General features: G+C 49.8%; 28 protein-coding genes and 4 pseudogenes. 3 read left to right on the forward strand and 29 right to left on the reverse strand.

All coding sequences use genetic code 11. The features are described from left to right. Window positions 1–258 precede the first annotated feature (258 nt). Genes ACESZP_RS06620 through ACESZP_RS06630 form a run of 3 tightly spaced genes read right to left on the reverse strand, consistent with a single transcriptional unit; the run spans window position 259 to window position 1964 of the window. Window positions 259–807 carry a hypothetical protein gene (locus tag ACESZP_RS06620; RefSeq protein WP_499708467.1) on the reverse strand — a complete coding sequence of 183 codons (549 nt, stop codon included), beginning with the start codon at window positions 805–807 and terminating at the stop codon, window positions 259–261. Window positions 808–847: 40 nt separating this feature from the next. After that, complete coding sequence (locus tag ACESZP_RS06625) at window positions 848–1525, reverse strand: hypothetical protein (RefSeq protein WP_499708468.1); 678 nt, start codon at window positions 1523–1525, stop codon at window positions 848–850. A 1-nt stretch (window position 1526) separates the two neighbouring features. Beyond that, the gene (locus tag ACESZP_RS06630; RefSeq protein ID WP_349165146.1) at window positions 1527–1964 is read right to left on the reverse strand and encodes a MarR family winged helix-turn-helix transcriptional regulator; all 438 of its coding nucleotides are present in this window, start codon (window positions 1962–1964) and stop codon (window positions 1527–1529) included. Window positions 1965–2122: 158 nt separating this feature from the next. Here ACESZP_RS06630 and ACESZP_RS06635 point away from each other — a divergent pair, with 158 nt between their 5' ends. Beyond that, a complete protein-coding gene (locus ACESZP_RS06635; protein ID WP_499708470.1) occupies window positions 2123–2473 on the forward strand; it encodes a hypothetical protein in 351 nt (116 codons plus the stop codon). Window positions 2474–2642: 169 nt separating this feature from the next. Then, window positions 2643–4031 carry an MATE family efflux transporter gene (locus tag ACESZP_RS06640; protein ID WP_499708471.1) on the forward strand — a complete coding sequence of 463 codons (1389 nt, stop codon included), beginning with the start codon at window positions 2643–2645 and terminating at the stop codon, window positions 4029–4031. Between the two features lie 159 nt (window positions 4032–4190). Here the strand turns inward: ACESZP_RS06640 and ACESZP_RS06645 are convergent, their stop codons facing one another. The 12 genes from ACESZP_RS06645 to ACESZP_RS06700 form a co-directional block, all read right to left on the reverse strand. Next, on the reverse strand, window positions 4191–5933 hold the full coding sequence (locus tag ACESZP_RS06645; RefSeq protein ID WP_499708473.1) for a recombinase family protein: 1743 nt from the start codon (window positions 5931–5933) through the stop codon (window positions 4191–4193). Between the two features lie 120 nt (window positions 5934–6053). After that, window positions 6054–6176, reverse strand: coding sequence for a hypothetical protein (locus tag ACESZP_RS06650; RefSeq protein ID WP_256318028.1), 123 nt, complete (start codon window positions 6174–6176; stop codon window positions 6054–6056). Next, complete coding sequence (locus tag ACESZP_RS06655) at window positions 6169–6786, reverse strand: hypothetical protein (RefSeq protein WP_499708475.1); 618 nt, start codon at window positions 6784–6786, stop codon at window positions 6169–6171. Before ACESZP_RS06655 ends, ACESZP_RS06650 begins: the two co-directional genes overlap by 8 nt. A gap of 46 nt (window positions 6787–6832) precedes the next feature. Next, complete coding sequence (locus tag ACESZP_RS06660) at window positions 6833–7210, reverse strand: hypothetical protein (RefSeq protein WP_015565829.1); 378 nt, start codon at window positions 7208–7210, stop codon at window positions 6833–6835. A gap of 9 nt (window positions 7211–7219) precedes the next feature. Next, window positions 7220–8251 carry a hypothetical protein gene (locus ACESZP_RS06665; protein ID WP_015565828.1) on the reverse strand — a complete coding sequence of 344 codons (1032 nt, stop codon included), beginning with the start codon at window positions 8249–8251 and terminating at the stop codon, window positions 7220–7222. Window positions 8252–8260: 9 nt separating this feature from the next. Beyond that, window positions 8261–10693: a DUF6892 domain-containing protein gene (locus tag ACESZP_RS06670; protein ID WP_249234842.1), complete on the reverse strand. Its 2433-nt coding sequence runs from the start codon at window positions 10691–10693 to the stop codon at window positions 8261–8263. Window positions 10694–10723: 30 nt separating this feature from the next. After that, window positions 10724–11479, reverse strand: coding sequence for a hypothetical protein (locus ACESZP_RS06675; RefSeq protein ID WP_249234843.1), 756 nt, complete (start codon window positions 11477–11479; stop codon window positions 10724–10726). A gap of 13 nt (window positions 11480–11492) precedes the next feature. Further along, window positions 11493–12584: an ankyrin repeat domain-containing protein gene (locus ACESZP_RS06680; protein ID WP_177957994.1), complete on the reverse strand. Its 1092-nt coding sequence runs from the start codon at window positions 12582–12584 to the stop codon at window positions 11493–11495. 18 nt (window positions 12585–12602) lie between these two features. Further along, window positions 12603–13985 carry a DUF6138 family protein gene (locus tag ACESZP_RS06685; protein ID WP_249235195.1) on the reverse strand — a complete coding sequence of 461 codons (1383 nt, stop codon included), beginning with the start codon at window positions 13983–13985 and terminating at the stop codon, window positions 12603–12605. Continuing rightward, window positions 13982–15454: a DUF6138 family protein gene (locus tag ACESZP_RS06690; protein WP_499708478.1), complete on the reverse strand. Its 1473-nt coding sequence runs from the start codon at window positions 15452–15454 to the stop codon at window positions 13982–13984. The genes ACESZP_RS06685 and ACESZP_RS06690 overlap by 4 nt, the downstream gene beginning before the upstream one ends. Next, a complete protein-coding gene (locus ACESZP_RS06695; RefSeq protein ID WP_097777473.1) occupies window positions 15451–15642 on the reverse strand; it encodes a hypothetical protein in 192 nt (63 codons plus the stop codon). Before ACESZP_RS06695 ends, ACESZP_RS06690 begins: the two co-directional genes overlap by 4 nt. 107 nt (window positions 15643–15749) lie before the next feature. Further along, entirely contained in the window at window positions 15750–16292 is a 543-nt protein-coding gene (locus tag ACESZP_RS06700) for an SLOG family protein (RefSeq protein WP_249234845.1), read from the reverse strand. 61 nt (window positions 16293–16353) lie between these two features. Between ACESZP_RS06700 and ACESZP_RS06705 the strand changes: the two genes are divergently transcribed. Beyond that, complete coding sequence (locus tag ACESZP_RS06705; protein WP_499708480.1) at window positions 16354–16764, forward strand: helix-turn-helix domain-containing protein; 411 nt, start codon at window positions 16354–16356, stop codon at window positions 16762–16764. Window positions 16765–16953: 189 nt separating this feature from the next. Here ACESZP_RS06705 and ACESZP_RS06710 read toward each other — a convergent pair. The 14 genes and pseudogenes from ACESZP_RS06710 to ACESZP_RS06775 form a co-directional block, all read right to left on the reverse strand. Then, window positions 16954–17632: pseudogene (locus ACESZP_RS06710) on the reverse strand (relaxase/mobilization nuclease domain-containing protein). Between the two features lie 138 nt (window positions 17633–17770). Next, window positions 17771–18070: a CD1845 family protein gene (locus ACESZP_RS06715; protein ID WP_215629888.1), complete on the reverse strand. Its 300-nt coding sequence runs from the start codon at window positions 18068–18070 to the stop codon at window positions 17771–17773. Next, window positions 18067–18369 (reverse strand): hypothetical protein, encoded by a 303-nt coding sequence (locus ACESZP_RS06720; RefSeq protein ID WP_249234847.1) that lies wholly within the window; start codon window positions 18367–18369, stop codon window positions 18067–18069. The genes ACESZP_RS06715 and ACESZP_RS06720 overlap by 4 nt, the downstream gene beginning before the upstream one ends. Before the next feature lie 151 nt (window positions 18370–18520). Continuing rightward, entirely contained in the window at window positions 18521–18859 is a 339-nt protein-coding gene (locus ACESZP_RS06725; protein ID WP_249234848.1) for a plasmid mobilization protein, read from the reverse strand. Between the two features lie 2 nt (window positions 18860–18861). Then, window positions 18862–19368: a DUF3849 domain-containing protein gene (locus tag ACESZP_RS06730; protein WP_499708482.1), complete on the reverse strand. Its 507-nt coding sequence runs from the start codon at window positions 19366–19368 to the stop codon at window positions 18862–18864. After that, a pseudogene (locus tag ACESZP_RS06735) lies at window positions 19310–20731 on the reverse strand (DNA topoisomerase); the annotation flags it as partial. The gene ACESZP_RS06730 and the pseudogene ACESZP_RS06735, both read right to left, overlap by 59 nt. Continuing rightward, entirely contained in the window at window positions 20712–21404 is a 693-nt protein-coding gene (locus ACESZP_RS06740; protein WP_499708484.1) for a conjugal transfer protein TraG, read from the reverse strand. The pseudogene ACESZP_RS06735 and the gene ACESZP_RS06740, both read right to left, overlap by 20 nt. After that, window positions 21401–21595 carry a hypothetical protein gene (locus tag ACESZP_RS06745; RefSeq protein ID WP_062807353.1) on the reverse strand — a complete coding sequence of 65 codons (195 nt, stop codon included), beginning with the start codon at window positions 21593–21595 and terminating at the stop codon, window positions 21401–21403. Before ACESZP_RS06745 ends, ACESZP_RS06740 begins: the two co-directional genes overlap by 4 nt. Continuing rightward, the gene (locus tag ACESZP_RS06750) at window positions 21592–22347 is read right to left on the reverse strand and encodes a DUF4366 domain-containing protein (protein WP_249234853.1); all 756 of its coding nucleotides are present in this window, start codon (window positions 22345–22347) and stop codon (window positions 21592–21594) included. The genes ACESZP_RS06745 and ACESZP_RS06750 overlap by 4 nt, the downstream gene beginning before the upstream one ends. Then, window positions 22337–22588, reverse strand: coding sequence for a DUF4315 family protein (locus ACESZP_RS06755; protein WP_249234854.1), 252 nt, complete (start codon window positions 22586–22588; stop codon window positions 22337–22339). The genes ACESZP_RS06750 and ACESZP_RS06755 overlap by 11 nt, the downstream gene beginning before the upstream one ends. A gap of 29 nt (window positions 22589–22617) precedes the next feature. Next, a complete protein-coding gene (locus ACESZP_RS06760; protein WP_499708485.1) occupies window positions 22618–24354 on the reverse strand; it encodes a C40 family peptidase in 1737 nt (578 codons plus the stop codon). Continuing rightward, window positions 24347–24526 (reverse strand): annotated as a pseudogene (locus ACESZP_RS06765) (DUF3851 family protein); the annotation flags it as partial. The gene ACESZP_RS06760 and the pseudogene ACESZP_RS06765, both read right to left, overlap by 8 nt. A 661-nt stretch (window positions 24527–25187) precedes the next feature. After that, window positions 25188–25673 (reverse strand): annotated as a pseudogene (locus ACESZP_RS06770) (VirD4-like conjugal transfer protein, CD1115 family); the annotation flags it as partial. Next, window positions 25670–26170 carry a PcfB family protein gene (locus ACESZP_RS06775; RefSeq protein WP_109625040.1) on the reverse strand — a complete coding sequence of 167 codons (501 nt, stop codon included), beginning with the start codon at window positions 26168–26170 and terminating at the stop codon, window positions 25670–25672. The pseudogene ACESZP_RS06770 and the gene ACESZP_RS06775, both read right to left, overlap by 4 nt. Window positions 26171–26246: the final 76 nt, after the last annotated feature.

The following is a 26246-nucleotide window of genomic DNA, read 5'->3' on the forward strand; positions in this document are numbered from 1 at the left end:
CTAACTTCGGAAGCAGTCCAGCCAAGACCGCCGTGTTTACCTGTCTATCTTTGAACGCTCCGGGCATCTGTTGATGCTGGAAAAAAATCCCACCGATACGCCTCCCGTCTTTTCCGACGGTATTCCGGTCCTGCCCGGGAAGGGCATGGGATTGGCGTGCAGAGCGTCATTTACTATGTAGAACAGGAACACGGCCAATACCAGTTTTACCTGGATGGCCGTGATTTCACTGTTCGTATTCTTTTATAAACAGCCTTCTTATACCCGTTTATACCGGATGGGATCGTCGTATCCAAAGGTTCTTCTTCCGTTTACTTCTATGCTCTCAGACACCTCCAGGCATGCCTCGGAAAAACGTTCCCAAAGCCGGAACTTCATAACCGGGGTAAACTGACTTGTACTGCCGCCTTCCCAGACTCCGTCTTTCTCCCGGTAAAGGGCTGGTGTGAACTTCTCTGATTTTTTTAAATCTCCGTAGTCCACCGGCTCCATGGAAGCATAGGTAAAGCTGTTTTTATCCTCTCCCTCCGGTATCTCATAGGAGGTAAGCAGAACGCCGTCCTGCTCCTCTGTAAACAGAAACAGATGGGCTGAGGCGTGTTTCTTCCCATTGGTTTCATAATAGCTTTCTTCCACAAGAAATTTTCCCCGGAAATCTGCGGGGAGATTCCGGATTTTATCGTTGCAGACAGTATTGACATGCTCTGCCAAAGGATATGCCTTTTCCGCTTTCTGCATCTGATTAAACTGTTCTCTGTTGTCAAAATGTCCTGTCAGTAATCTCAAAAACTGTTCTAAGTTCTGCATCATTCTTCCTCCTGTCTTCTTTCCTGTCTGCAGTTTCATTTTACAGAAGCTGCAAACCCATAATAATGATCCACATATAAGCGCAGGTCTTGGGAATCATCAAAATTCCGACCATCGGCTTCTTCTTGCTGAAAAGCGTAACCGGAAGATAGCAGCCAAAGGAGATGAGAATCGCAGCTACCATTCTGGTCATATGATATCCGCGGGCATTTCCGGAAATAGCGTACAGAATGATCACGCCGATACCGGTAATCGCGAACACGCCGTTCCGAATAATGGACAGCTTCATGTTACCCTCTTCGGTACACCAGTGATTCTGGGGCAGCATGCAGATCGCAATACGGATAATCGCGGAAATCCATATGAGCGCTTCCATAGCAGCCGGCGCCTGCAGTCCCGGGAAAGTAAGCTTCCAGATATACAGCAGGATTACATAGAAGGCTGTCATCGTAATGGAAGAAATCTGCAGACCTCTTCCCAGCATATGTTCGATTTTTTCACTGCTTCCCTTTACGGCCCGGATCACTCTCGGAACCAGATGAAAAGCGTCTCCGCCGCAGAGGGTCAGGGTCAGAATACCGTACAGCACATACAGGCTGTTTCCCTTTGCCGCTGATAAAAATACAATTCCTGCAATCAGATCAAACAACAGGTATCCTGTGTCAAATACCGCCTCCATCAAATCCGGCATCTTCGGTTTATAACTTGTGTTGCTCATTTTATCTTTGTCCTTTCTCTTTGATACATCTTTCCGCATTGTCACATATTTTCTGAAATACCTGCTTACACAGAGCAATTTCTTCCTTCGTCAGTCCCCGGAGCATATCTTCCGCAAATTGTTTCTGTACCCGAATTCCATCCTGTATCAGCTCATTGGCAGAATCTGTCAGCAGCAGATTCACATGCTTTTTATTGTCCGCCGCTGTCTCTTTTTCAATAAATCCTTTTTCTTCCAGCACCTTCAATGCTGTGGATACGTGGGACTTCGTTGATTTTCTGATTCTGACGATATCTGCTGCTGTATGATACTTGGGATTGTGATACAAAAACAATAAAATATCATATTCCAGCTTTCTCAGGTCATATTTTTCGCATACAGACGCCATCAGGATCTCATAATAACAGGTAATCGTCTTATGCCGATCCCAGAAATGCATAGGCCTCCTCCTTTTATATCGTTCTATTTAGAACGATTATAATGTGTCGCATACTTCCTGTCAACCAGAAAATAAATTTTTCACCTGAAATGAAACTTTTTAACGGTATAGAGCGTCCAATAAATTGGAAACATAAATAACGAACAGGAGGTTTTCTTATGAAAAAGAAATTAACTATGATGATACTTCTCACTGCCATTACCGCATCCCTGATCGCAGGCTGCGGAACCAAGGGATCCGGCAACGGTAATTCCGCTTCCCAGACCACCGGAAAGGAAGACGCGGAGGACGCTTCTGAATTTACCGGAACCCTGGATGAGGTAAAGGATTTCATGTTTGTCGTAACCGACGCTTCCGGCAGTTCCTACGCATTTACCTTCGAAAACGAAAAGCCGGAAGGCTTAGACAAGGTCAAGGTTGGAGATAAGGTCACTGTAACCTATACCGGAACCATCTCCGAGGTAGATCCCTTTATGGGTGAGGTGCTTTCCGTTACTGCAGCGGAATAAACGAAGAACATGGAAAAAGACCGTTTTAAGGACTGTTTGGTTCTTAAAACGGTCTTTTACATTTCTATGTGTCTTCTCTTGTAAAACTTAAAAAGAAGGTATAAAATCCTGCGGAAATATGTTATGCTGAACAGGGATGAAAAAGGGATTTATGTAAAGGAAGGGATTTATGTTAGAACAGCTTCGCAGGAAATATATCGGAGACAGAAATTTTTATAAAAGCTACATCGCACTGGCGTTGCCGATGATCCTACAAAACGCAGTCACAAACCTGGTTAGTTTTCTTGACAATATTATGGTTGGACAACTTGGTACAGAGCAGATGTCCGGAGTAGCTATTGTCAATCAGCTGATCTTTGTATATAATCTGGCCATATTCGGGGCTGTATCGGCAGCCAGCATTTTCGGCGCCCAATATTTCGGAAAAGGAAATCACAAAGGGCATATGTATTCTTTCCGTTTTAAGCTATATGCGGCTTTGACGGTTACAGCACTTACCATTTTATTATTTGTAACGAAAGGAGAAAACCTGATTTCTCTTTATCTCACAGATACTTCCGGAAGCGGTGCGACAGGTGCTGCATTACAGTATGGATTAGAGTATCTGATCATTATGATGGCAGGACTGATTCCCTTTGCTGTAAATCAGGCTTACGCGACCAATATCAAGGAAACCGGTCAGACCCTGATTCCTATGATCGCAAGCTTTGTAGCTGTCGGAAGTAATGCCATTTTGGACTATCTTCTGATTTTCGGTATCGGACCATTCCCGGAGCTTGGCGTACAGGGTGCAGCTCTGGCAACGGTTATTGCCCGTTACATAGAAGCCCTTATGATTATCATCTGGGCGCACAGACACGGAGAGAAAAACCAGTATCTCAAAGGAGCGTATACCGGCTTTGGTATTCCCGCAGACGAATTAAAGGCTATCATCATCAAAGGATTACCGCTTATGATGAATGAAGTTCTGTGGGCTGCGGGAATGACAGCCGTAATACAGTGCTACTCGATCCGCGGCCTGGAAGTAGTTGCCGGACTTAACATTGCTACAACCATCACCAATCTGTTTAACATCATTTATCTCCAGCTTGGCGCCTGCATCAGCATTGTGGTTGGACAGTATCTGGGTGCCGGTAAACTGGAAAAAGCAAAGGATGCGGATAATAAAATGATTGTATTCAGTGTTTTTTGCTGTGTTATTGTAGCTGTATGTATGCTTTTTATCGGCAGATTTTTCCCACAGATCTACAATACCTCTGAGGAAATCCGTGCACTGGCAACCAAATTTATCGCAGTATCCGCAATCATCATGCCTTTCTGCTCCTTTAGCCATGCATCCTATTTTACACTGCGCTCCGGCGGAAAAACAATGATTACCTTCCTGTTTGATTCTGTTTTCACCTGGATTATCATTGTTCCAATTGCCTTTTTACTGGCGCACTTTACAGGACTTGGTATCGTAAGTGTGTACTTCCTTGTTCAGGCAACCGAATTGATCAAGGTTGTAATCGGTTATTTTATGGTACGCAGTAATGTATGGCTGGTTCAGATGGTATAAAAAGTTAAAAAGACCGTTTTAAGAACCAAACAGTCCTTAAAACGGTCTTTTTACATTTCAATCTTTGATTCCTTATTATTTATCCGCAATTGCTGCCTGCGCCGTACATACCTTGTGTATATAACGATGTACATTTTGAATTAGAGCTGTCCGGGCAGCTCACCGACGCAGGCTGCCCGGAAAAGGGATGGTGTGCCCCTCCTCATCAGCAAAAGGACCAAAGTGTAATTTACTATCCATAGAGCAGGTCGTGTACTTCCTCTGACCGGCTAAATTCAGAAAGGCAACTGTGGGCTGCGGAGAAAAGTCCAAGCACCAGGCAAAGCGGGAATCAGACAGTGGTGTAACCTGTGAAACAAAGAGATCAATGAAATCCTCGCTTACCAGACCGTCATGCATTTCAACTGCCTCGCACAACGCTGCTTCAATGGCTTCCATATCCAGGCGTCCGGGATTGTAGTCCTCTGAAGCAATTTGAGCTTTGCTCTGACGAAGGGCCTCCATCTGCTGCTGAATTTCTATGGTCCGCTGGAGGAACTTATCCTGCTCAATCTCTCCACGGGCACGGACCACAACCAAGTCATCCAGCTGTTGTTGGAGCAACTGAACAGAATCATCTTTCGCTTTCATCAAATCTGCTCGACGATCTGCGTCTGGCTTGTAGCAAGCATCCAGCATTTTGCAGGTCTGGAGGACGATTTCTCTTTGGTCTCCCCATACCCTCTCAAATATTTTGGAGGCCATCAGTTCCAGTTTGCTTTGTCCAACTGGCTTGATCTCACAGATAGGTGTTGGATTGCCTTGTTCATTCTGAAGGCGGATGCGAGGGGTATCATGGTGTCGCTTGCATTCATATCCATAGATAGGCTTTCCTGTATTATTGGTTCTCCAACGATGTCGAAGCATGGGAGAACCACAACGACACCTCATTTTTCTGCCCCACACATTCTGAGCCTGCTGAATACCAAAACTCCGTGTATGGCCTTTCTCATCAGTCAGCCGTTTGGTCCTACTGCGACGAATGGCATTACACCGCTCGTACTGTTCCTCCGAGATAATCTGAGGGAAGCCACCTTTTACATAGACAAACTCGCTCTCGTCACGCTTGATTCTCTTTTGCTCCAAATAGTTATTGGAATAGGACTGACAGTAAACTGTGTACCCCAGATAGTTTTTTCGCTTGATGATCTTTGATACTTTTCCGGCATCCCACTTGACCTTACCTACTCCGTTTTTGCGTCCAAGGCGGGTTAGCTCTTTTGCTACTAAGGTTTCTCCCATGCCGGAATCATAGAGGTCAAAAATCATTTTTACAGTTTCCGCCTGATCGGGATCAATTTCAAACTGCTTGGTGAGTTTGTTCCTGGTATATCCGAAAATGTTCCCGTTTCCATAGAGGACTCCTTTTTCGCGGCTGACCCGTTGTCCTGCAAGAGAGCGTTCACTGATTTTGCGGCTCTCTTCCTGTGCCATAGTAGCCATAATGGTCAGCCGCAACTCGCCATCACCGTCAAGAGTCCAAATGTTATCATTCACAAAATAGACTTCAATCCCTATGGCGGCGAGTTGGCGAACACAGACCAATGCATCTACCGTATTTCTGGCAAAGCGGCAGACCTCGCGAGTGACAATCAAATCGAATTTTTGCTGTTTGGCATCCTCCATCATCCGCATAAAGGCATCCCGCTTATAGACCTGAGTTCCGGTAATGCCTTGGTCGATGTAGCGGTTGATAACATTCCATTGAGGATGAAATCGAGCAACATCATCATACCACTGCATCTGATTTTGCAAGGCTTTGACCTGGGCCTCGTGTTCTGTTGAGGCACGGCCATATATGACTGCCCGACAGGGTTTGTCCCGAAAAGATCGAGATAATGAGTACGGAGACATATTGTACATAGCATCTTCCTCCTTTAGTGTTCCTGATTTCTTCTGACAAAACGAGAATACTCAAAAAATCTTTAATCTGCAATGATATGGACGCTGGGCTGACATCCTTGACAACCCAGCGCAAAAAACCTACTTGTTCTGATAGGTTCGTTTCACATTAAAATAGGTTGCTTCGTTGATAAGTCCCTTTTTGTAGAGCATATCAATCAGCTTTAAGCACACATAAGTGCGGTCAATAATTGTTTCATTCATGGCTCATATCCTCCGGTAACAGGGTAAATATCCAAGCAAAGGGTGCGGGAAAGGGGAAGCTTTCTACGATGCTCCAGTCAATCTTGGGCTTCAGCCCATCAAACTCCTCGCGCTTGAGCCTTTTGAAGTTAAACACCAATGCTGCCCCAATCCCATCGAACAGCAAGTCTGCGTATTCTCTGGGGGTGATGCTCTCGCTTACATTGGCGGCTTTGATGTCCACATTCAGGACCTTGTCGCCGCAGTTTGTCCATATTTTATTGGGAGAGAACCAGGTAGTCCGCTCCTTGCCGCCTACAAAATCCTCACGGAAATAGCTTCTGTTTGCGCTGTCCATCTCGACACCTTCCCGAAGCGGCCCGTTGTACGGGGAAAGCGGATAATATCGGTGTTTTGCTGGGTCAAACTGGTCAAACGAAATGTCCAACAGATACCCATGCTTCTCACTGCGCATAAGCTTGTGTGGCTTCACAATGTTTTCTTCGATGAAACTCCAAATGTACTCGTCCACATGAATAGATACACGAGGGCGACTGAATAATGTGATTTTGTAGTGATCCTCTCTGTCCATTCTCTCCGTATTGAACCAAATACGATGAATTTTAACCATAGTTATCCCCTCGCATGATTTCTGCCAACGACACTTCTGTTTCCGCCTAAAAAAGCAGTTCACCGAAAAACAGTCTGAGAACCACGGCAGATAATGATTCAAGCTGTGGCTTGCTGAGAGGAGTGTAGTGAAGGACGATTTCTCCATACAACTCCGTGTTGATGTGGTGTTCTTCCAGATACCGCAGAACTTTTCGGTTGTTCCGCACGATATTTAGACGAAACCTGGTATTATCAAGGGCATATTCAAAACAGTCCGGGTCAATCAACTGACCATTGGCTGGATCATTCATTTCCAAGCGGAGTGTTTCCGCGCCGGTCTTGCGGGAGAGTGTAAAGTAGCCATCCTCCAGTTCAAAGGACAGGCAGGACAGTCCTTCCTCATTGTCCAGCTCCCAAGTCATTCTTTTTGCAAATAATTCCATTGGTTTACCTCATAACTGTTCCAAGGTCATTTCACAAAGAACCAGCTTGTTTTTCTCATCGCTGAGAAATGCCCGGTTTCCCCATACATCCAGCACATGGAAGGAAGCGTATCCACGGGGCATGGCAAGGTCGATCAGCACCAAATCTGAAAGGCGCAGCACCTTTTGTTTACCCTTCCAGTCATCATTCTTAAAAATGGGAGACAGGATCAGGCAAGTCCTGTCACCGGAGAATTTTCCGCGCATCCCGTGTTTTCCGGGCAGGCGGCTTAAATTATCTTTGCCCCACAGTTTCTTTTTGAATAGTCCGTTTTCCTCCAGTTCCAGATACCAATAGTAGCCCATGAGAGAAAGACCTGCCGGATTGATGGTGCTGCTTTCCAAAAAGGCATAAAACTGTCCATTCTGTTCCAGTATAGAGCCAATCATAGGATAGTTGTAGTGAAAGTCTGCCTGGGCAAAATTTCCGCCAGCACGCTCTACTGCCGCCAAATGGGTCTGTCGGGTTCCTGCTTTGCTGTATACACAAGAGCCGCTTTCTGCCCAGTGTGCAGTCATGGTTTCAAGGTCTACCGTCAGGCTGGTAAAACTGTTGGTCGCATCAGCGGAGTTGTCCACTCGGCACACAATAGGGAAAACGCCCTGGCTTCCGGTGACTGCTACCGGCTTGGGAATACCCTGGGCACACCAGTTATCCATGGGGATCGGAATCCACTCTCCATCCATCTGCGGCATCCACCAAAGGGATTTACTGGCCGGGCAAACCAACAGTATTCCTCTGTCGCATGAGAGCAAGACAGGATCTTCCCAAACATCTTGCTGCTCTTTCGGCTCCGGGCTGGGAATCCACCTGGAAACTTCGCCTTTGACCCACAAAACGCCGCTGCACTTTTGCGCGAGATGATAGGTCCAAAACACAATTTCATCCTCGCTGCGGGCCACCATACCTTTGCATCCAGTCGGGCTGTATTTGAAGGAAGTTCCCGTCAGTTCAAATTCCTCGAACTCCCAGTCCTTTATCACTTTTAGTTTCGCTTTCATACTTTCACCTCACAGCAAGTCTACCTTGATACTGCACCGTTCCAGAACCGGCAGCACCTGTTCCGGCTTGGAGGACATGAGAGTAATATGGTTGAGATTGGGGAACTGGCGCAGTTCCGCCTCCGTAATGGTATTAAGATCAAAGGCTCCATCCTCGCCATCCCAGAACGGACAGAGCTGGGTATAAATCTCGCTGCCGCCATCCATCTCAATTTCTGTGACCTCCGGGGCCAGCCGCTCCGGGACAGGGTATTTCTCCAGCCACTTCCGAATCTCTGGGATGGGTTCATACCCTTCCGCGTCAATGTCGATCTTGCGTCGGCTATACTCTCTGGCAAACTCATGTGCATCCAGTTTAGGAGCCAGTAAGCCTTTCTCGTACATCAGGACTTCCATAACCGCCAGCTTGAAGTTGAAGCTGGTAAAGGTGAGCACTGGTTCAGTCGGCTTGGATAACTTGTATTTCTGCGCTTTCGCCGCCTTATTCTCTGGCTCTTTCCAGCTGATCTGTACCATGGCGGAGAGGGCCTCCAGCTTTGCTTTCTGCGCTGATTGCTCCTCTGGAACAGGACCCGGCAAGCGGGTATAAACGGTAAAGCCGCCTAATTTGAGGGTATGGGCAAATCCGGCGAAATCCTTCCAGCTGGCCTCTCGGTAGTCCTTGGACCCGATCCAAACCGCTCCGTCAAATGTCTGCCGGACCGCATACTCTCCCTGTGCCGCTACCCGGACACCAATGGTTTTGATGGTCTGCTCATCTTCGTCCAACCAGCCCTGTAGTCCAAGTTCGTCCCACAAAGCAAGTGCCTGGGTATAGGGACTCTCTCGGCCTGTAATGGGGCTTTTTCGTGTTCCATTTTGCAGGACAATGCGGGCGGGCCCCAGCTTTTCCGAAAGCTGCGAAAGGGTAAACGGCGGCGTAAATACCGACCCCAGGATAGTCAGGCTGTCTTTTTTGAGAATGATTTTTCGCTCCGTGGCCTTGGGCGGTAGAAAGATGGGCAGATTCGGGTACACTTCTTTGTACTCTCGCCATTCCAGCTTTTTGGGCTTGTTTGCCGTCCGCAGGAAGCCCCAGAAGTCGATGGGATAACGAAATACCGGCCCAACCCTATCCCGCCGGGTGACGATGACCACCGTGCCATCGGTGAGTATTCCAATGTGCTGCATGTTCTCCCCGCCGAACATTCCCGGACGGATACGCAGCACTTCACGGGTGTTCCTATTGATGAGCTGGGCAAAGTCATCGGAGAGGATCTCGCCGTTTCCCTGCACCAGCAGCCAGTCCCCGGTAAACCAGCGAAGTTTCAGCCCCTCGCCCATTCCAGGCAGGGGGGCAATTCGGCACCGCCCGGTGTCCATATCCAGTTCCAGCAGGCATTCTTCCATCCGCCCCTTGCCACTGACTGCGTGGATCATGGTAATGCGGCCTGTGCCGGGAACGGGAACGGCCTCGGAGAGATGGTCGTATCCATCCAGTGAGAAGGTGTGTTTTGTTACCTTGCCGTTTTCCCAGCGGTAAATCTGCCCCTTGTACCACTCGTTGGAAAAGTAGACCCGGCCCAGACCGTCTGTCGTAATGCCGCAATGGTATTTGGTGCTCCATCCATCTTCCGGCAGAGTCCAGTTTTTCACATCCTGACAGGTGCCCCGGTCTGTCAGTTCAATCCGTGTAGCGTTGGTGGGATCACCCACCCAGAGGGAATGGTCAGCCCAGCACAGGGTCTGGGGTGGACCGTCATATCCAATGGGGGACGGTTCGACCCAGTTAAGCGTGGCTGGATTCTTGCTCAATAATGCTCGGCCAATAGTCCCGCTGCCAGCGGCCCTGGACGCGGCATAGAGTCCATTTTCTGCGGAATAAGTGAGGCACCCAAGGTGCGGCAAGCTGTGGGCGCGGGTCACCTGGGGCGGACGCTGGCGCAGATCGGCCACACAGCCGTTTTTCCATTCTTCTGCATCCTGGTTTTTCCATTCGCCCGCCGCAAAATCACCCGCCAGGGAGTTGAAGAAATAATCGTACTCATCCTGAAGTATGTATTCCTCGCAGGGCATTAGCTTTCCAGGGTCCTGCTCCTTGGCATGGTCGCCCCATTTTCGTCCTTGCTGTTTCATCAGGTGACAATATTGCCCCTGCTTTTTGCAGTAGCGTTCCCATTCGCTGCGTTCTTCCTCTGGGATCAAGGCAAACAGATACTCGTCCTCATCGTCCAGGTTATACAGTGCCCAGCCGAAGGCAGACAGCTCCTGCCCCAACGCCGCCGCCCCTTTTTCATGGGATAGTTTCATATATTGAACGCCAACGGCATCAAAGCGTTCATCCAGCAGCGCCGGGACCTGCGCGCCCCATTTTTCTCGCAGTTCCGCCAGAGTGTCCTGTACGGCTCCGTCAAATTTCAAAATGTCCAGCTCATCATCTATGATTTGTTTGAACTCTGCCATAGGTAGTTTCTCCTTTTCCCATTTCCTACATCATAGCAACAGCCATGTGGTCAAAGCACTGATTTCCTCCCGCAGCAGCGGGGACTTCCCAGCGGCGGCAAAGGCTTTTTGGACACCGCCATAGCGCCGCTCGGAGCGATCCGCCAGCTGGAGCGCGGCTGCCTCCAGATTGGGAATCGCCATCACAGCATCTGCCAGCGCCTGGGCGGAGAGTTTATCCCCGATCAGAGAAGCGGCAAAGTAGCGCAAATGGCTGTGAGAGAGGGCGGACAAATCGTTTAGTTTATGCAGCTCATAGAGTTTCAGGGCATAAAGGGAAGGAAGCCCATCCAGAGCCGGTAGTTCCTGCACAGCTGGGAGTGACTGGAGATAGAGTTTCTGAAGCCGGGTCGCTGGAGTCAGGAAAGCGGCAAGATCTTCCGTTTTCCGCATTTCCTCCAAATGGAGATAGGTAATGCTGGTGAGAAGTGGGGTGATGTCGCCATTCTTTTCCCCACGCAGGTGGAGAACACGCAGGCCGGGGAGAGAAACATTGTCCCAGGAAACAGGGGCCGACAGCCATAGGGACAGTGTATGAAGCTGCTTTAGCCCGGAGAGAACTTCTACACCCTCACACTTTTCCATTAGGGTTAGTTCCTCCAGATTGGGATAATCTCGCAGGAAGGACAGATTCACCTTCCGCTCTCCCGTCACAGATAGGCACCGTACCGCATCCGGCTTTCGCCCATTCAGATCAATCTTTTCTCCGCCGCGCCAGAAAACTGCGGTGCAGTATGCCTGTTCCATTTTGCTTCTCTCCTTATTCCTCAAACTCTCCCTCAATCATTCCATTAAGATATTTTCCGGGATCAGCAATAAATTCCTCCCATTTGGTTAACGGATGAAACTCCTTATGCTCAATGTCCAGATACCAGAGTTTCTTATCTCTGGGACTCCACAGCAGCAAATAGTCGCTGTAATTGTCCATTTTCGCCATAAGGGAGAGCAACTTTTTCCGTTTCCAGGTCATCTCCTGTACATCCATGTAGGGGTACAGTTCCGCCCATTTCACCAGTTCCCGCTCTGGAAATTCCAGACGCAAGGGGCCGGTCTTTAAGTATTCCACCAGCTTGGCAGGCAGCTTGTAAGGCGTGAGTTGACGCGCCTTTTCCTGTTCGTTATGCCATTCCTCCGGCTCCAGAGCTTTTAAGTAGGCGGCCATTTCCTGATTTTTGTTCTGTACTGCCACGGTGTAGGGCCGGTCACCGTATTTATCCGGGATGGTGATGTCTGCACCCTGTTCCACAAGCCAGCGCACCATAGAAAAATCGTTGTGCCGTGCAGCTTCAGTGACAGGAGTCGAAGCGTAGGGAAACACCATATCTGGCTTGTGATAGTTGATGTCCGCCCCGTTTTGAATCAGATACTCCACCAGCAGCTGATTTCCATGGCTCGCCATACTGCGCAGGGCTTCACCGCCGTATTGTTTCAAATCCATGCCCATCCTTTTCAAAATGGGGAGTACATTAGGCTCATCCCGATCCACCAAGTGGAGAAACAGCCTGCATATATCCCTTTGCGTTGCGGGGATTCTGACTCCCACATCTACCAAAAAGGAAAATAGGGTCAGGTCTTGACTGCGCAGGGAACCACAAAGCAATTCTTCCGGGTTATGGGTCAAATCTGCTCCGCATTCGATCAGGAGCTGTACCATGTCCATCCGATTTTCCAGTACAGCCAATTCCAGCGGAGAGGCTTCGTCATCCCGAGGCCAATCTCCAATCATTACCTGATAGCATTGTGGCTCATTGGGAGAATGCCCTGCGTGAAGCAGGGAACGAATCGCCTCTATGTCACCACTTTTGATGGCAGCCATCATGGGAGGTACATTTGAATAGCTTACTTCACTCATCCGAGTCCTCCTTATAGTCTATTGAAAAATTTCCTGATACCTTTCTCTCAGTTCCTTCGGAGCCGTCTTAATGACCTTGCTGCCGCCGTTTTCAGAGGCTTGCCCCCAGATGGCCCAGAGCAGGCTCTGCCAAGCGATGGCCCGGAATTTCGGGTCTTCGTTTTCTTCCGGCAGGAGATAAGCGGAAAAGCGGCGCTTGACTGCCAGCAGTGCATCCAGGCTTTCCCCATTGGCGATCAGGCTGCGGAATTCTCTGGCAGGCTCCAGCCACTGCATAGATAATGCGCCCCGCACCAATACCTCCAGCGTCCATGGTTGAAACCCAAACTTTCGGATCAAGGCATGAAGGAATTTCTCTTGCAAAGAGGAGTGCTCGTCATCGCAGAGATCCAGATATTCCGTCACCAGCGGTGCCCACGGTTCTCCCTCCAGTCCCAGGGCAAACACGGCGAAGGTACCGGGCATCGCACAGGCTTCATCCGCAAGGTTTTGATACCACTCAAACTCCCGCATAGCCAAACGAGCGTATCGCTCCATAGCCGGATGAAGAGCAGGGTGCTGCACAGCACAGGCAAAGAGCTGATTGACGCCCTTTTTGGGCAAGCCGGGAATGGGCAGATAGAGTTTTTCCTTCCCACGGAACTCCACCGAGTAACTGCGGGGAAATTCCTCCTGTTCCAACACCGCACACAGGTAGTCCAGGATTTCAGCATAGCACTCCTCGGTGGAGTCCCTGGCGGTGATGCGGATGGCAGCAAACACATCATTGGCCGATGCGGTGAAATGCTCCGTCTTACGCCGCTGAATGTCCTTTGGCAATTTGCCGCTGCCATTGGTTTTCAGCTGCTTCACCATATCTGGGCGGAGCTGGGAAACCAGATCAAGGTAGTGTTCAGTTGTAATGGTATTATAGCTGGCTCCATATACCGTATAACAGACTGCGACATAGCAAGTAAAGCGCAGCAGGTTTTCGTCCACATCCTCTGGCCGCAGCTCCGGCCACACAGTGCAAGGCGGGAAAGGAGTAAAATCGTCCTCTTTTTCTCCAGCCTCAAAATACCTTTCCTGCACCTGTTTTTTGATATACTGCTCCAGTGTGTAATCAATCTCTTTCCAGCCCACCAACCGCCGCAGTGCATCGCAGAATACAACCGCTTCCTCATAGGGGAATCCCTTCAAAGGCAGTTTGGACAGATACCGACCCAGCAGCTGGCTGGGAAGAAAGGGCGTTCCACTTTGGTTCCGAACGACCACCGGATAGCCGGAATGGTTTTCTTTTGCAGTTCCATCCAACACATCCTGGATGCACTGATCGGCGTGTTCCAGCACTTCGGGGTTCGTATCTGGTTTCTGGATCAAATAGTAACGGCCTTGTACGCCGTCGCGTTTCGGCAAACTCATAGCAGGCCACCACTTCCTTCCTGGTTCTTCGTTATCGGAATAAAAATCTGTCGGTAAAGTTCCTTCAGTTCCTCCGGAGCTGCTTCCACCACTTTCTGACCACCCTTGGCGCTGGCTTTGCCCCAGATCACATAGCAGACCGTTTCCCATGCGTATTGCAGCACTTCCTCCGGGCTGGCTTCTGTTTCCTCGGCGGGTTCCTCGTCCTCATCGTCATCCTCGTCGGAGGAAAAACCGCTTGGAACGATCTCGGGCAGGTGGATTTTTGCCTCCAGCAGAGCGTCCAGGCTTTCTGCGTTTGCCATCCACGCGGCATAATTCTTGGAATACTTCATGTTCTGCATGGACAGCACCCCACGGACAAATACAGGGACGGTATCGGCGGTAAATCCGAACTGTTTCACATACTCCCGGAGGAATTTTTCCTGTAAGTGGGAGTGCTCATCATCGCAGAGATCGAGATAATCCCAGAGGAGCTGCCGCCACTCTTGCCCCAGCATTCCCAGGGCGAACACGGCAAAACTTCCGGGGAGCGCGCACTGCTCATCGCTGAGATTGGTGTACTGCTCATATTGCCGCATGGCAAGCCGGGCGTACCGTTCCATCAGGGGATGGAGGCCGGGGTACTGCACGGCACAGGCAAAGAGCTGGTTTACTCCCTTTTTGGGCAGTCCTGTGATGGGAAGATAACTCTTTTCCGGCCCTTTGAACTCCACCGCATAGCTGCGGGGAAAATCCTCCTGCTCCAGAAGCTCACACAGGTAGTTCAGTACTTCATGGCAGCACTCCTCCGTGCTGTTCCTGGCAGTAATACGGATCACAGCAAAGGCATCGTTGGCCGATGCGGTGAAGTGCTCTGTTTTCCGCTTTTGCAGGTTGAGCGGCAACCTGCCGGTCCCATGTTCTTTCAGCTTTTTCACCATATCCGGACGGACTTTCTCCACCAATCCAAAGAGGTAATTGGCGTCCAGATACTGAAAGTCCATACCATATACCTTATAGCTCACCGCCACATAGCAGGCGAAACGCAGCAGCGGCTCCGGGACCTGCTCTGCACGAATGCCTGGTTTCAGGGAATACTCCCGATCCCAAAAGTGGTCATCTTCATTGCCTGTTGCATCAAAATACTTCTCTTGCAGCTCCCGTTTGAGCATATCAAACAGATGGTGGTCAATTTCACCCCACCGGCTCTGGCGGCGCAGGTTTTCGCTGAAGGAAATGGCCTGTTCCGCGTCCAGAGTCTCGGCCCGCTGTATTTCGGTCCATGCCCTAAGCAGTTGCCACACCTCAAAGGGTGCACCTTGACTGCTGACCACTACCGGCGGCCAGTGGGAATCATCAAGCCGCGTGATTTTCCCGTCAATGGCATCCTGGATGCACTGGTCAAAGAGCGGTTGCAGTTCCTCCTGTACCTCGGGCTTCATCCAGTAACAGCGCCCGTCCGCACTATTTCGTTTTGGTAAATTCATATCAGGCCACCTCTTTCCGAACAATAAAAAATGCCCCACGCCGCACTGTCATAAAGACAGGCTGACGCAGGGCATGAAGAAGCCGCGTTGAAGGAGCCGCATCCACCAGCGGATGTAGTTTCTTCAACAACCAAAATATTTTTTTCGTATCTTAAAGCAGCAAATTGCTGTCCAATATATTTGTTCATAGCGGCACCATTTGTTCTGAGCATAGTTTTATATTTTATTATATCACAGCACTCCTTCAATGAAAATATTTTGTTGGAAATGCCAATGAAAAATTTTTGTGAATTTGTTAAGTCGTAGGGGTTGTTATTTCCATAGTATCTGGATGAATCAGAGTGATTGCTTTTCCGTTTCGTAAGGCATAATTGACTGTCTGTGCTGTGCCTGAGCGCAGCTTTTTCTGATTATCAAACACACCGATGATGTACTCTGCATGATCGACCATATAATAATTTCTTTTTTTATAACTGGAAACATCCGCAGAATGTGAAATAACAATAGAATCGTTTGCGTTTTGGATTAGTTTTTTCAATCTATGTCTACTCTGATCCGGCCATTTAGAGTCATAGCCGATGAAGGGAATTACAACGATAATTTTAATATCCTCGTATCCTGTTTGTGCCCTCAACGTCAGCAGCTGTTCTCCAGCCCACATATCCACACCAAGAGCACCGCCGACAAAAAAAGTACGGACAAATTTCTCGTCATGGAGTATGCGAAACTGCTCTATGAGACATTCTTTTAGCTTTTGACATAGGGGATCTTCCTCATTATATCCAAAGCAAAACCTTGTCGGTCTGTGGCCGGTAATGGCACAGGCATACTGATTCATACAAATCACCTTTGATAGCTGCCTTGATTACGCATATAAAGCAAAAATAACGCAAATAATAATGCGTATAAAGGTTATATTACAAAATTATAACACAACACATACGAAGTGTCAAGAATTGCTTTCTGCTATGCTAAAAGAGCAGAGAGGTGAGCGTATGGACGAAGAATTTATCCGCAATCGAATCACAGAATTACGATTGAAAAAAGGCGTTTCAGAATATCAGATGAGCATGGAGTTAGGGCAGAACAGAAGCTATATTCAGGCAATTTCTTCCGGGCGTTCTATGCCGTCTATGAAGCAGTTTCTCAACATCTGTGAGTATTTTGAAATCACGCCGCTTCAATTTTTTGATGCACAGGAGAATAACCCTCAGCTTATCAAGAAGGCTTTGGACGGAATGAGAAAGATGTCAGATGACGATCTGATTATGCTGATTGGTTTTATAAATCGCTTAAACACAGAAAACTAACGATAGGAGGCAGTAAGCATCCCGTCGTTAGTTTTTTCATTTTATGCGCAGCATATTGTGGCAAGCAATGCTTGTGGCTATCCATTTCGCCACAAACTGCTTGTTGAGGGCAGTGCCCCCAAGCCCCTTTGAACACGGAATTTCATTCTGTGGCTGCGCGTTCTGCGAACGCTTTTGACCAGGACCAGCTTATCGCTGGCCGTGGTCTTTTTCTTTTTCAACATCCTGTTCTACCTCCATTTTCAGCACTCGATCCACATTGGCCTTTGCCGTTAAAAGCTCCCGCATTTCCTCACGGGAACGCCGGTACTCGGCATAGGTCTTTTTCTTTTCTTCCAGCAATTTTGCGTACTCCGTCTGCAACTCTTTGACCTTGGGCAGCTTCTTGACGCCCATCTCATTAAAGGCATTCTTAGCAGCTTGGTGGAGCAGAATTTCTTCCTCATGTTCTTCCCGGAATTTCTTAGAATAAGCTGACCGATGACCAGATAATGTGATTATGAATGTGCGATTTGTCTATGTGAGTACAGACCACAAAGGCATGATTGCCCTTGGTAAAACGCTTGGCAAATTCTACGCCCAGCAGGTTGGCTTCTTCCGGAGTGATCTCTCCGGGGCGGAAAGACTGGCGCACATGATAGGCAATCACATCGTCCGCACCTCGCACTCGTCCGGTCGCGGCAAGGTACTGTCGCTTTGCCAGAAGGAACTCTGCATCCGCAGTCCGACTGTCACACGCATAGCCGGTAATGAGCCTGCCGTTATCTGTTTTTTGGGGATTGGCCACATAGTCGATGATGTCACTGATCGCCCGACTTTCTGTGCGGCCCTTGCCGACATGAAGCGGCATGATTCTTGTGGTTGCCATAGGTCAGACCTCCTTTCCGAAAAGAAAACGGCCTGCCGTAGCAGACCGCGTTCTTTTAACCTTTTTGACTTCCAAAAATATTGCAGTTTCACTTCCGATTTTGTAGAGACAGGATGTTAAATCTGACATCCTGTTTCTTTATCCATACACCCTATCCTGAATGGCAAATTTCAAACTCTGCACCTTGCCCAGCAGCCAGATTGCAGCCAGTGGCAGACCCATGGGACTAATCAAAAATGCCATGACTAAAAGGATCACACCATTTTGCAGGGAATAGGTAATAAGCACAGCCACGCCAAGCAGAGCAATCACAATGCTGAGCAGGCCAAGCACCAGACCGGATATGTAGATCAGCCCCGTGCAGATCCAGACAAAAAGTGTCAGCACCAAAATGACCGGTGCAGTTACGATCATCAGCAGGCATTTCAAAATCTTCATTCCAGTTCCTCCTTCCAACGCTCCAGATGCCGTTTGCATAGGGCATCCGCTTCTCTCTCATCATCTTCCGTCACTTCTCGTTTGCCTTTAGTCAGTTCAATCTCCAGATAAGTCCGGTAATCATCGGCTAAGAGGTCGAACAGCTCCTTGGGAGTATGGCACACCTCGCCGGTGCAATAGTGAAAGTCTTGGTCAAATTCAACCCTTACACATCCATGACAGCTGATATAAACTTCGATGGTCTCGTCTGCGGCCAGATAGTCCGCAAAAATCTCCAACACTTTTTCAAAGGTCTGCATCTGTTTTCACTCCTTTGCTACACTGCTATTCTATTTCATATTATCCAGTATGGACAGTCAAAAGACAAGGATACCGGCAAAAAGAAAAAGCGGAGGGAGGTGCGGCGAAGAAACGCCTTTCCTCCCTCCGCAAATGGAGTACCTATCCCTGTTATGAAAGTTTAGAAAGCTGGGTAAGGATTTCCTTCACACCCTCCCATAACAGCTCCTGACGCTGGGACATATCCTTCAAATCAGCGTCGTAAACCCGCCCGGTCTCATGCACTTTACGGGTCAGCTGATTCAAGTTGTTGCTGCTTCGGCGCATTAGGGAGACCAGCTCCTTCAGCTCTGGCAGTTCCAGCTTGACCACATACCCATCCAGTGCCATTTTTCTTAGATAGGCTTCACGGTTTGAGGTTCCAAGCTGAGACATTTTTTGCTCAATTACAGCAAGCTCCTCCGATGAAACTCTAAAGTTTAATTGCATATCCCTCTTACGCTTTGCCATAGTTATCTCTCCGGTCCCTGTTTCTTCGGAGCGGCAGGCTTATGGGCAGGCAGCTCCTGCTTGAGCTTTTGCAGGACAGAGCTTTTTGCTTTCTCCTGAACGGCCCTTCGAGCCTGTCTTGCAAACAGGTCTACAAGTCCCGGATTGACCTGATCTACTACCAGATAAGCATTGCGGCGAAACGATTCTTTGTCCTCCGGCATAGGAATGGTCTTTGCCCATGCTTTGTTGTCACGGGAGATCCGCTCATCTGCATCCTTATGCTGAATGGTATTGGCGAGAATAAAGTTCATCCGCTCTGCTCCAAATTCCTCCAAAATCTCTTGCACCGCAGAAGCAGTATCCAGCCTGTTATCCCTATAATGGGCACTGATTGCCTGCTCAATGGCAACTTTACAGGAAAAATTCGCCTGGTCAGACAGCCAATATGCGTCTGTTTCTCCATGCTTAGTCGCGTATAAAGTGCTGAGGCGGACTGCTTTTGCCTTCTTTGATGATTGCAGCAGCAACCGAAAGGGTCTGTCCTTCGGTCAGTTCCGGCAGGGCTTTCTCTGCGCCCTCTTTTTTCGGCTCTGCATCCTTCATTTTGGCACGGTAAGCGTCCTCCAGTGCTTTCCATCCGGGGTGCTTTACCGTTTTTCCTTTTGCGGTAAACTCCCCACCGGCACACGCTGCAATCACAACGGTTTCCGAATAGATATGGGGCTGGGCTACGGCGCACAGCAGACGCAGGGCCACCAGCTCCAGCACCGCTTTTTCTCCCGCAGGAAGGGCAGAAAGGTCTGCATCCTTGAGATTTCTGGTAGGGATTACTGCGTGGTGGTCGGTTACTTTCTTATCGTTGATGACCGTCTGCGGATCACAGGTAATGGCGATCCCTTTGCGAAACGGCATAGCATTGGCAACCAGATTCACCAGCACCGGCAGGCTGTCTGCCATATCGCCAGTCAGATAGCGGCTGTCAGTACGGGGATAGGTGCAGAGCTTCTTTTCATACAGGCTTTGCAGATAGTCCAGGGTCTGCTGGGCTGTAAATCCAAGCAGGCGGTTGGCATCTCTTTGCAGAGTAGTCAGGTCATAGAGGGCAGGCGGCTTTTCGGACTTTTCCTTGCACTCCACCTTTTTGATTGTGGCAGCTGCACCCTGACAGGCTTCTTTCAGCTGCTCGGCAGCGGCCTTATCCGCCATGCGCTCCCCGGATACGGTAAGACCGGGCAGCTCCAGCGCCACGGTATAAAAGGGAACCGGCTTAAAGGTGTCGATCTCAGCTTCTCGCTGGACAATGAGTGCCAGCGTTGGGGACATAACACGCCCGATGTTGAGTGTGCGGTGATACAGCACGGAAAAAAGCCTTGTGGCATTGATCCCCACCAGCCAGTCGGCCTTGGCACGGCAGAGGGCAGCATCCCGAAGTCCGTCATAGTCCGCACCGGGGCGCAGGTTTGCAAAGCCCTCCCTTATGGCGGAGTCCTCCATCGAAGAAATCCAGAGCCTTTTCATCGGTTTTTGACAGCCTGCCAGCTCATAGACGCTGCGGAAAATCAGCTCGCCCTCGCGTCCGGCATCACAGGCATTTACCACCTCCGTCACATCCGGGGCGTTCATCAGCTTTTTGAGAATATCAAACTGCTTTTTCTTATCCTTTCCCACCACCATCTGCCAATGCTCCGGCAGAATAGGCAGGTCATCATATCGCCACTTTGCGTACTTGGGGTCATAGCTGTCTGCGTCCGCAAGACCGGCCAGATGGCCCACACACCAGCTGACACGCCAGCCGTTGCCCTCCAGATACCCGTCCTTACGGGCAGTTGCACCGATCACCGCCGCCAAACTCTGGGCAACTGATGGTTTTTCAGCAATCACCAGCTTCATATTCTTCAACCTCCCATTCTTCCCGCACAGGCGTGTGCAGTTTTTTCTCAATGCTGTTTTCCTCATCCAGAAGCAGGTTATAACTAAACCGGTAGTCATAGCGGTACAGTTTCCCCAGCAGGTCATTGATGATGATGCGGCAAGCCAAAATGACACGAGTTTTATCCACCTGCATCAGCTGGTAGCGTTGATAATTGCTGTAATATTCTTCATGGCGGTGGGTATTGCGGACAGCATCTTCAAGCAAACTTTCTACTGCATCCTGACAACCATCCTCTTTTTCACCCTCCATACAGTTCAGAAGTTCCATTACCATAGGAAAGCTCTGTTCATCCATAGGAGCTTCTGCTGCAAGAAAACCGATCAGGGCAGATAAGAGCAGACGGGCTGCTGCCTGTTCCTGGTCCGTCAAAACAGCCATCGTTTTCTCCGCATTTGGCAGAATCTTATCTTCCACAAAATCTGCCGCGTCACCGGAATAAAGCTGACGGACAGAATCTATGGATAATGAAACCATCACGGCATCCTGAGAAAAGTCAAAGGAATCTTCCTGTTTTGCTTTTCTCCGAAGTTTGTTTAACATGGTAGAAAGAATGTCTCCGCCAAAATACACGGCGATCACCAGCAGGTCAAAAACAACAATCAGCTTGATAAATATAATCAGAACACTCATTTTTTTCGTTTCCTTTCTTTGAGCCATCGTTCCATTTCCCGGTGGCAGACGCCTACGCAGGGACTTCCATAATTCCCGCAGCCATAACAGGGGTGGCTTGGGGGTAAAGAAGGAGGACGGGAAGTTTTCTTCCCGCCCTCCGGCCTGCGTGTCATCATGCGTTCATAGGGACTGTCTGTGAAACGGGTCATTTCATGCTGTCCTCGTCATCATTTTCTGCGCTGCCCCCGTCAGCGTCAGGCTCGTCCGACTCCTCATCCTCGGTTTCCCATTCCTCGGAATCTTCCTCGCCATAATCATAATCGTCCAGACTGTCATTCCCCTTGGTCTTAGGCTTGTTCTTAACAAGCTTCAAATAGGCAAATACGCCACCGCCGCCCAATAGAGCCAGCAGAAGGATCAGCGCAGCCGGGTTCAGTCCGGCAGGCTTCTCTTTTTCCGGCTCCGGTGTTTCTGCCGGAGGTTCCGGTGCTTTTCCCGTACATTTACTCTTATCCGTTACACAGACCGGGCAGGCCGTATTGACTGCCCCTGCTTCACATTTCTTTGTGCAGCTGCACACCGCAGGCGGCTCCTCTTTGGCATTTCCATCTTCCATCAGCGCCATCAGGTCTGCTTCATCCACCTGGTTCAGAAAGTGAACAGCAGTCTTTTTATCCTCGTTGACCCTGTCGATCAGGATATAAAAATAGTTGCCTGCCTTGGTGGTAACAGTAATGAGCTGCTTATTGCCACCAAAATCATCCACCAGAGCGGCGTTACCCTCCGGGGTCAGCGCAGGTGCTTTTTCGGGTTCTTCCACCACCACATTGCTGTCATTGGTGGTATCCTCTGCCGGGGGCGGCGCTGCGCCCTGGGCAAAAGCGGGAACGGTAAAGCCCGATGCCAGAACCAGCGTCAGGCAAAGGGCGGAAAGTGTTCGGAGCAATCCTTTATTCCTCATAGCTGTTTTCCTCCTGTTCGTTGTTGTCATCCACCATACTGCCGGGAACTGCGCCGCCGGACAGCATGACGCTCAGCTGAGCCGGGGTCATACGCAGTGCGCGCACCATCTGAACGATCTCCAGATTTTCTGCCTCGGTTTTCTGTGCCTCCAGCGCCTTGAGCTTTTCCTGATACTCTGCGATCTTCTCACGGACCTTTGTAATCTCCTGGTCAATGCGCTCAATTTTGTTCTTTGCCATCGTCTATCACTCCTTCTAATAAATTTCGGTTACCAGTTCATCAGGCCGTAGCCCTTAATGCTTTGATAATTCAGGTCATAACTCTTGATCTTGCAGGCATCACCGGAATTTCCCTCCACGGTATAAACACGGCTGCCATCGGTGCCGACAACAATTCCCACATGGTCTGCGGAACCATCCAGATCCCAATCAAAGAAAATGGCATCACCGGGGGCGATGTTCTCATATCCTCGTGCGCCCCACTGTCCATGAGACTGGAACCACGGAACACCCTGCCACTCACAGCCTGCAAAGCGCGGCTCACTTTTTCCTGCTTGGTTATAGCACCAGGATACGAAGCAAGCGCACCATTCCACGCGGCTGTCAAAGCCATACCAGCTCCAGTAGGGATAACCGCCCACATTGCCCACCTGACTTTTCGCCAGTTCCACCAGCTGCGGATTGCCGGGGCGGGTGCCGTTAATGAACTGCACACCGGACAAATCTTCCGAGCCGCTGGTATCAGGGGAACCGCCGCCAAACAACAGCGGCTTATTGCCCGTGGTCTGTCGGTAGACCTGATACATTTCCATCTGCTCCGGGGTCAATAGCTCCGACGCCACAGCGGAAATGGGCTTGCTGGTGAGTTTCACATTCAGAATGTAATACTCATAGGGGACTTCTTCTGAGGTGGTCTCGCCGGTCTCCGGGTCGGTGGAGGTCTCCGTGCGATAGCGGATCTCCACTTCCTCGGTAAGCGTCAGCTGATACTGTGCTGCAAACACACGCGCCAGCTCTGCCTGGGCGCTTTGCCGGGTATAGCCCTGCAAGACAGCAGAGAGAAATGCCGCCAGCTCATGCGGGTCATGGCCGATCATGTCAAGGTCATAGCGATACTCGTCATACCCTGGGTGGCTGTTTTCGATGTTGTCAATTTCCTCCTGCAACTGGGCTTCTCTGGCTGCATAATCTGCCTCCACCGCCAGCATTTCCGGGTCATCTGACGGATAGGTGGTGCCGGAGAGAACGGAACCGATGCTCTGCGCCATCATGGAGCAGGAGGACATGGTATTCATCAGCATACAGGCGATGAGGAACAAAACTCCTGCGATCAGGAAGCCCTTCTTGTGGCGCATGACGAATGCCCCTGCCTGCTGTGCCTTTTCTTTTACCGTCCTTGCGGCCTTTCCTGTTTTGGACGCAGCCTGGGCGGTATTTCCGGCAGTCTGACCGGTGCGCTTGGCGGCGGCATACTGCTTTTTGATGGCCTGCTTTTGCTGCCAGCGGGAAAGAGGATTGCTGGAAAACTGAGGATTTTCCTGCAAAGATTTCTGGTACAGGACATTTACATTAGCCTTTTCCAGTTGACGCTCTGCCTGGGCTGCTTTGCGGTACGACTTCAGCTTGTGACTACGGTAGCCCTCCCGCACCAGATAAGCGCCGGTCTCCACCGCCTCCTCGGACTTGTGGGCGCTTTCCACGCCCACATTGTCCTGCTCTGTTTCCCGGATCTCTTTGTGGAGCTTGCCCGCAACCAGATGGACGGGAGCTTCCCTGACTCCTTGAGAAACTTTGGAGGGTGGCTTTTTCTTGTCCTCAAAGGTCAGCTTCGAGGTCTTTTTTCCGGTATCTGGGTCAATGACCGTCTGCCTGACCTTTTTCTTTGGGATATTTGCCTGCGCCTTATCTGCTCTGGCCGCAGCTTTCTCCGCTTTACGGATCGGCTTTTCCAGTGCAGGGTCAGACCGTTCCTCATCAGTAAAGCGCAGGCGCGGTTCCTTATTCAAACCATTCTCCCAGCATGAGGGAGGACATCATGTAGTGCAGCTCTGCATAAATGGCCATTCCCACAGGATCGTTGAACATACAGCCGGACAGGTAGGCATAAAACTGTGCCACCACATCGGACAGGATCTTCGCTTCGGTTCCTTTCAGAACCAGACCACCCATACCTTCCTTGCGATATAATCTTTCATATTTGTTGTTACTTACACTTGCCTTTTCTTCAAGGCTTTTCAAGACATGAATCGGATTTCTCATAGTGTCTCACACACCATCCTTTCTGTTTTGAAAATGATTCACTGTTCCCCTTTGCCATGTAGACGGCTTTCCCGTCCGCAGACTACTATGGGAACTCTGTTGCCATGGTGAATATTCAGAACCCCGCATTTCAGCGTTTTCATAGCCTTTCGGCATTTCACTTTAGGCAATCCCCGTTTAGTACGGTATAAACAAGCGTTCCACGTTGTCGGTATGTGACGTTCGCCTTTTTCCACTTTCCCGTGGCTGAACCTGCTCCGAGTATCAGCAGCCGCATAGCCAAACAATGCGACTGTCAGGAACACTGACGAGTACAACCTCTCTACGTCAGGGGTACGCTCTTGGTCCCGATTTCAGGCTGTCATTCAAGCAGTCTAGCTTCCATCCTCATACGTGGATTTTCATTCCGTCACGCCGGCGCTTCTGAGGCTTCAGCGCCCCGTGTCCTCCGTCATGCTATGGTCGCCCTCCGGTTTCCCTTTTGGGGTAAGACGGGGAATGATAGGTTGCGGCACAATGCCGCTTGATACTTTTACCTACTACTTGCTCAAGGTAGGATTTATACCGCCCTTACGGGCGCACTTGGTTTGAGCCAGAAACGGGTCTTACCGGAACCGGAGCCGCCGATCACCAGCACATTTTTGTTTCTGGCGGTCTTTGGGGCCTTGGGGCGGCTGTTCATGGTCAGGCTTTCGGTTTTTGTGAGAATGACATTGTTCTGGAACACCGGGTCGATGTAGGGAGCAATATCCTCACGGGTTCCCCAACGGGCAGAGCCATACTCCATACCGTGACGGTACTTCTTGGCGTTTTTACTTTTGAGATACACCGCCAGACGCAGGCCAGAACCGCAGCACAGCCCCACCAGCAGATCCAACGGGTGCAGGCTGGGCCAGAAACTTTGCAGCGCCCCAGGCAGGACAGCAAACAGGGAAAGGAATTTCTCCGAAGCATTTGTCCCCTGAGCCAGTCGCCATGCCTCCCCGAAGTTGGTAGCAAACAGCCCCATCAGGAGATAGGGCAGGTTCAGCAAAACGAGCTTTTTGATGTCAAACTGCTTTTTCATCGTTCCAGCTCCTTTCGCTTGGTGCGGTCCACCACGGCATTTTTGACCATCTCTTTGAACTGACTGAGTTTTGCCAGCACAGACGGGCGTTCCGTTTTCTCGGCCTTCTTGACCTTTTTGCTGGTGTACTCAGTAAATGCAGCGGTCAGCGCATCGGCGTCACGGCCTTTGAAAAAGATCAGGTACTTGGGCGGGGAGCTGCTGCGGTCTTTCTTCACCGCATAATCCACACCATATTTCCGGGCGATCTTCTCAAATTCCTTGATGGAAGGGTCTGTGATCTCAATATTGGAGATCCCCTGATTCTGACCAATGAGCTGCTTGACGGTCTGTTTGCCGTGGGGTGTCACAGGAGCGTCACGGCTTCTCTGCTTTTGCAGCTTCTTTTCCTTGCAGTGGGCAAGGTACTTGGTGATGGCGGCCTTAAACAGCCTGCCAGTGAACTTTGTTCCGCTGACAACCAGCGTTAAAGTCCTGTTTTCCACTTCTTCCTGCATTTTCAACGCCTCCTTTCTACAAAATGTGCAGGGGTGGTGCATTTTCTTCTAAGGCGGGACCACCAGCCGCCGGAGA

The sequence above is a fragment of the Candidatus Dorea massiliensis AP6 genome (assembly GCF_964245105.1).
Classification (GTDB): Bacteria; Bacillota; Clostridia; order Lachnospirales; family Lachnospiraceae; genus Laedolimicola; species Laedolimicola intestinihominis.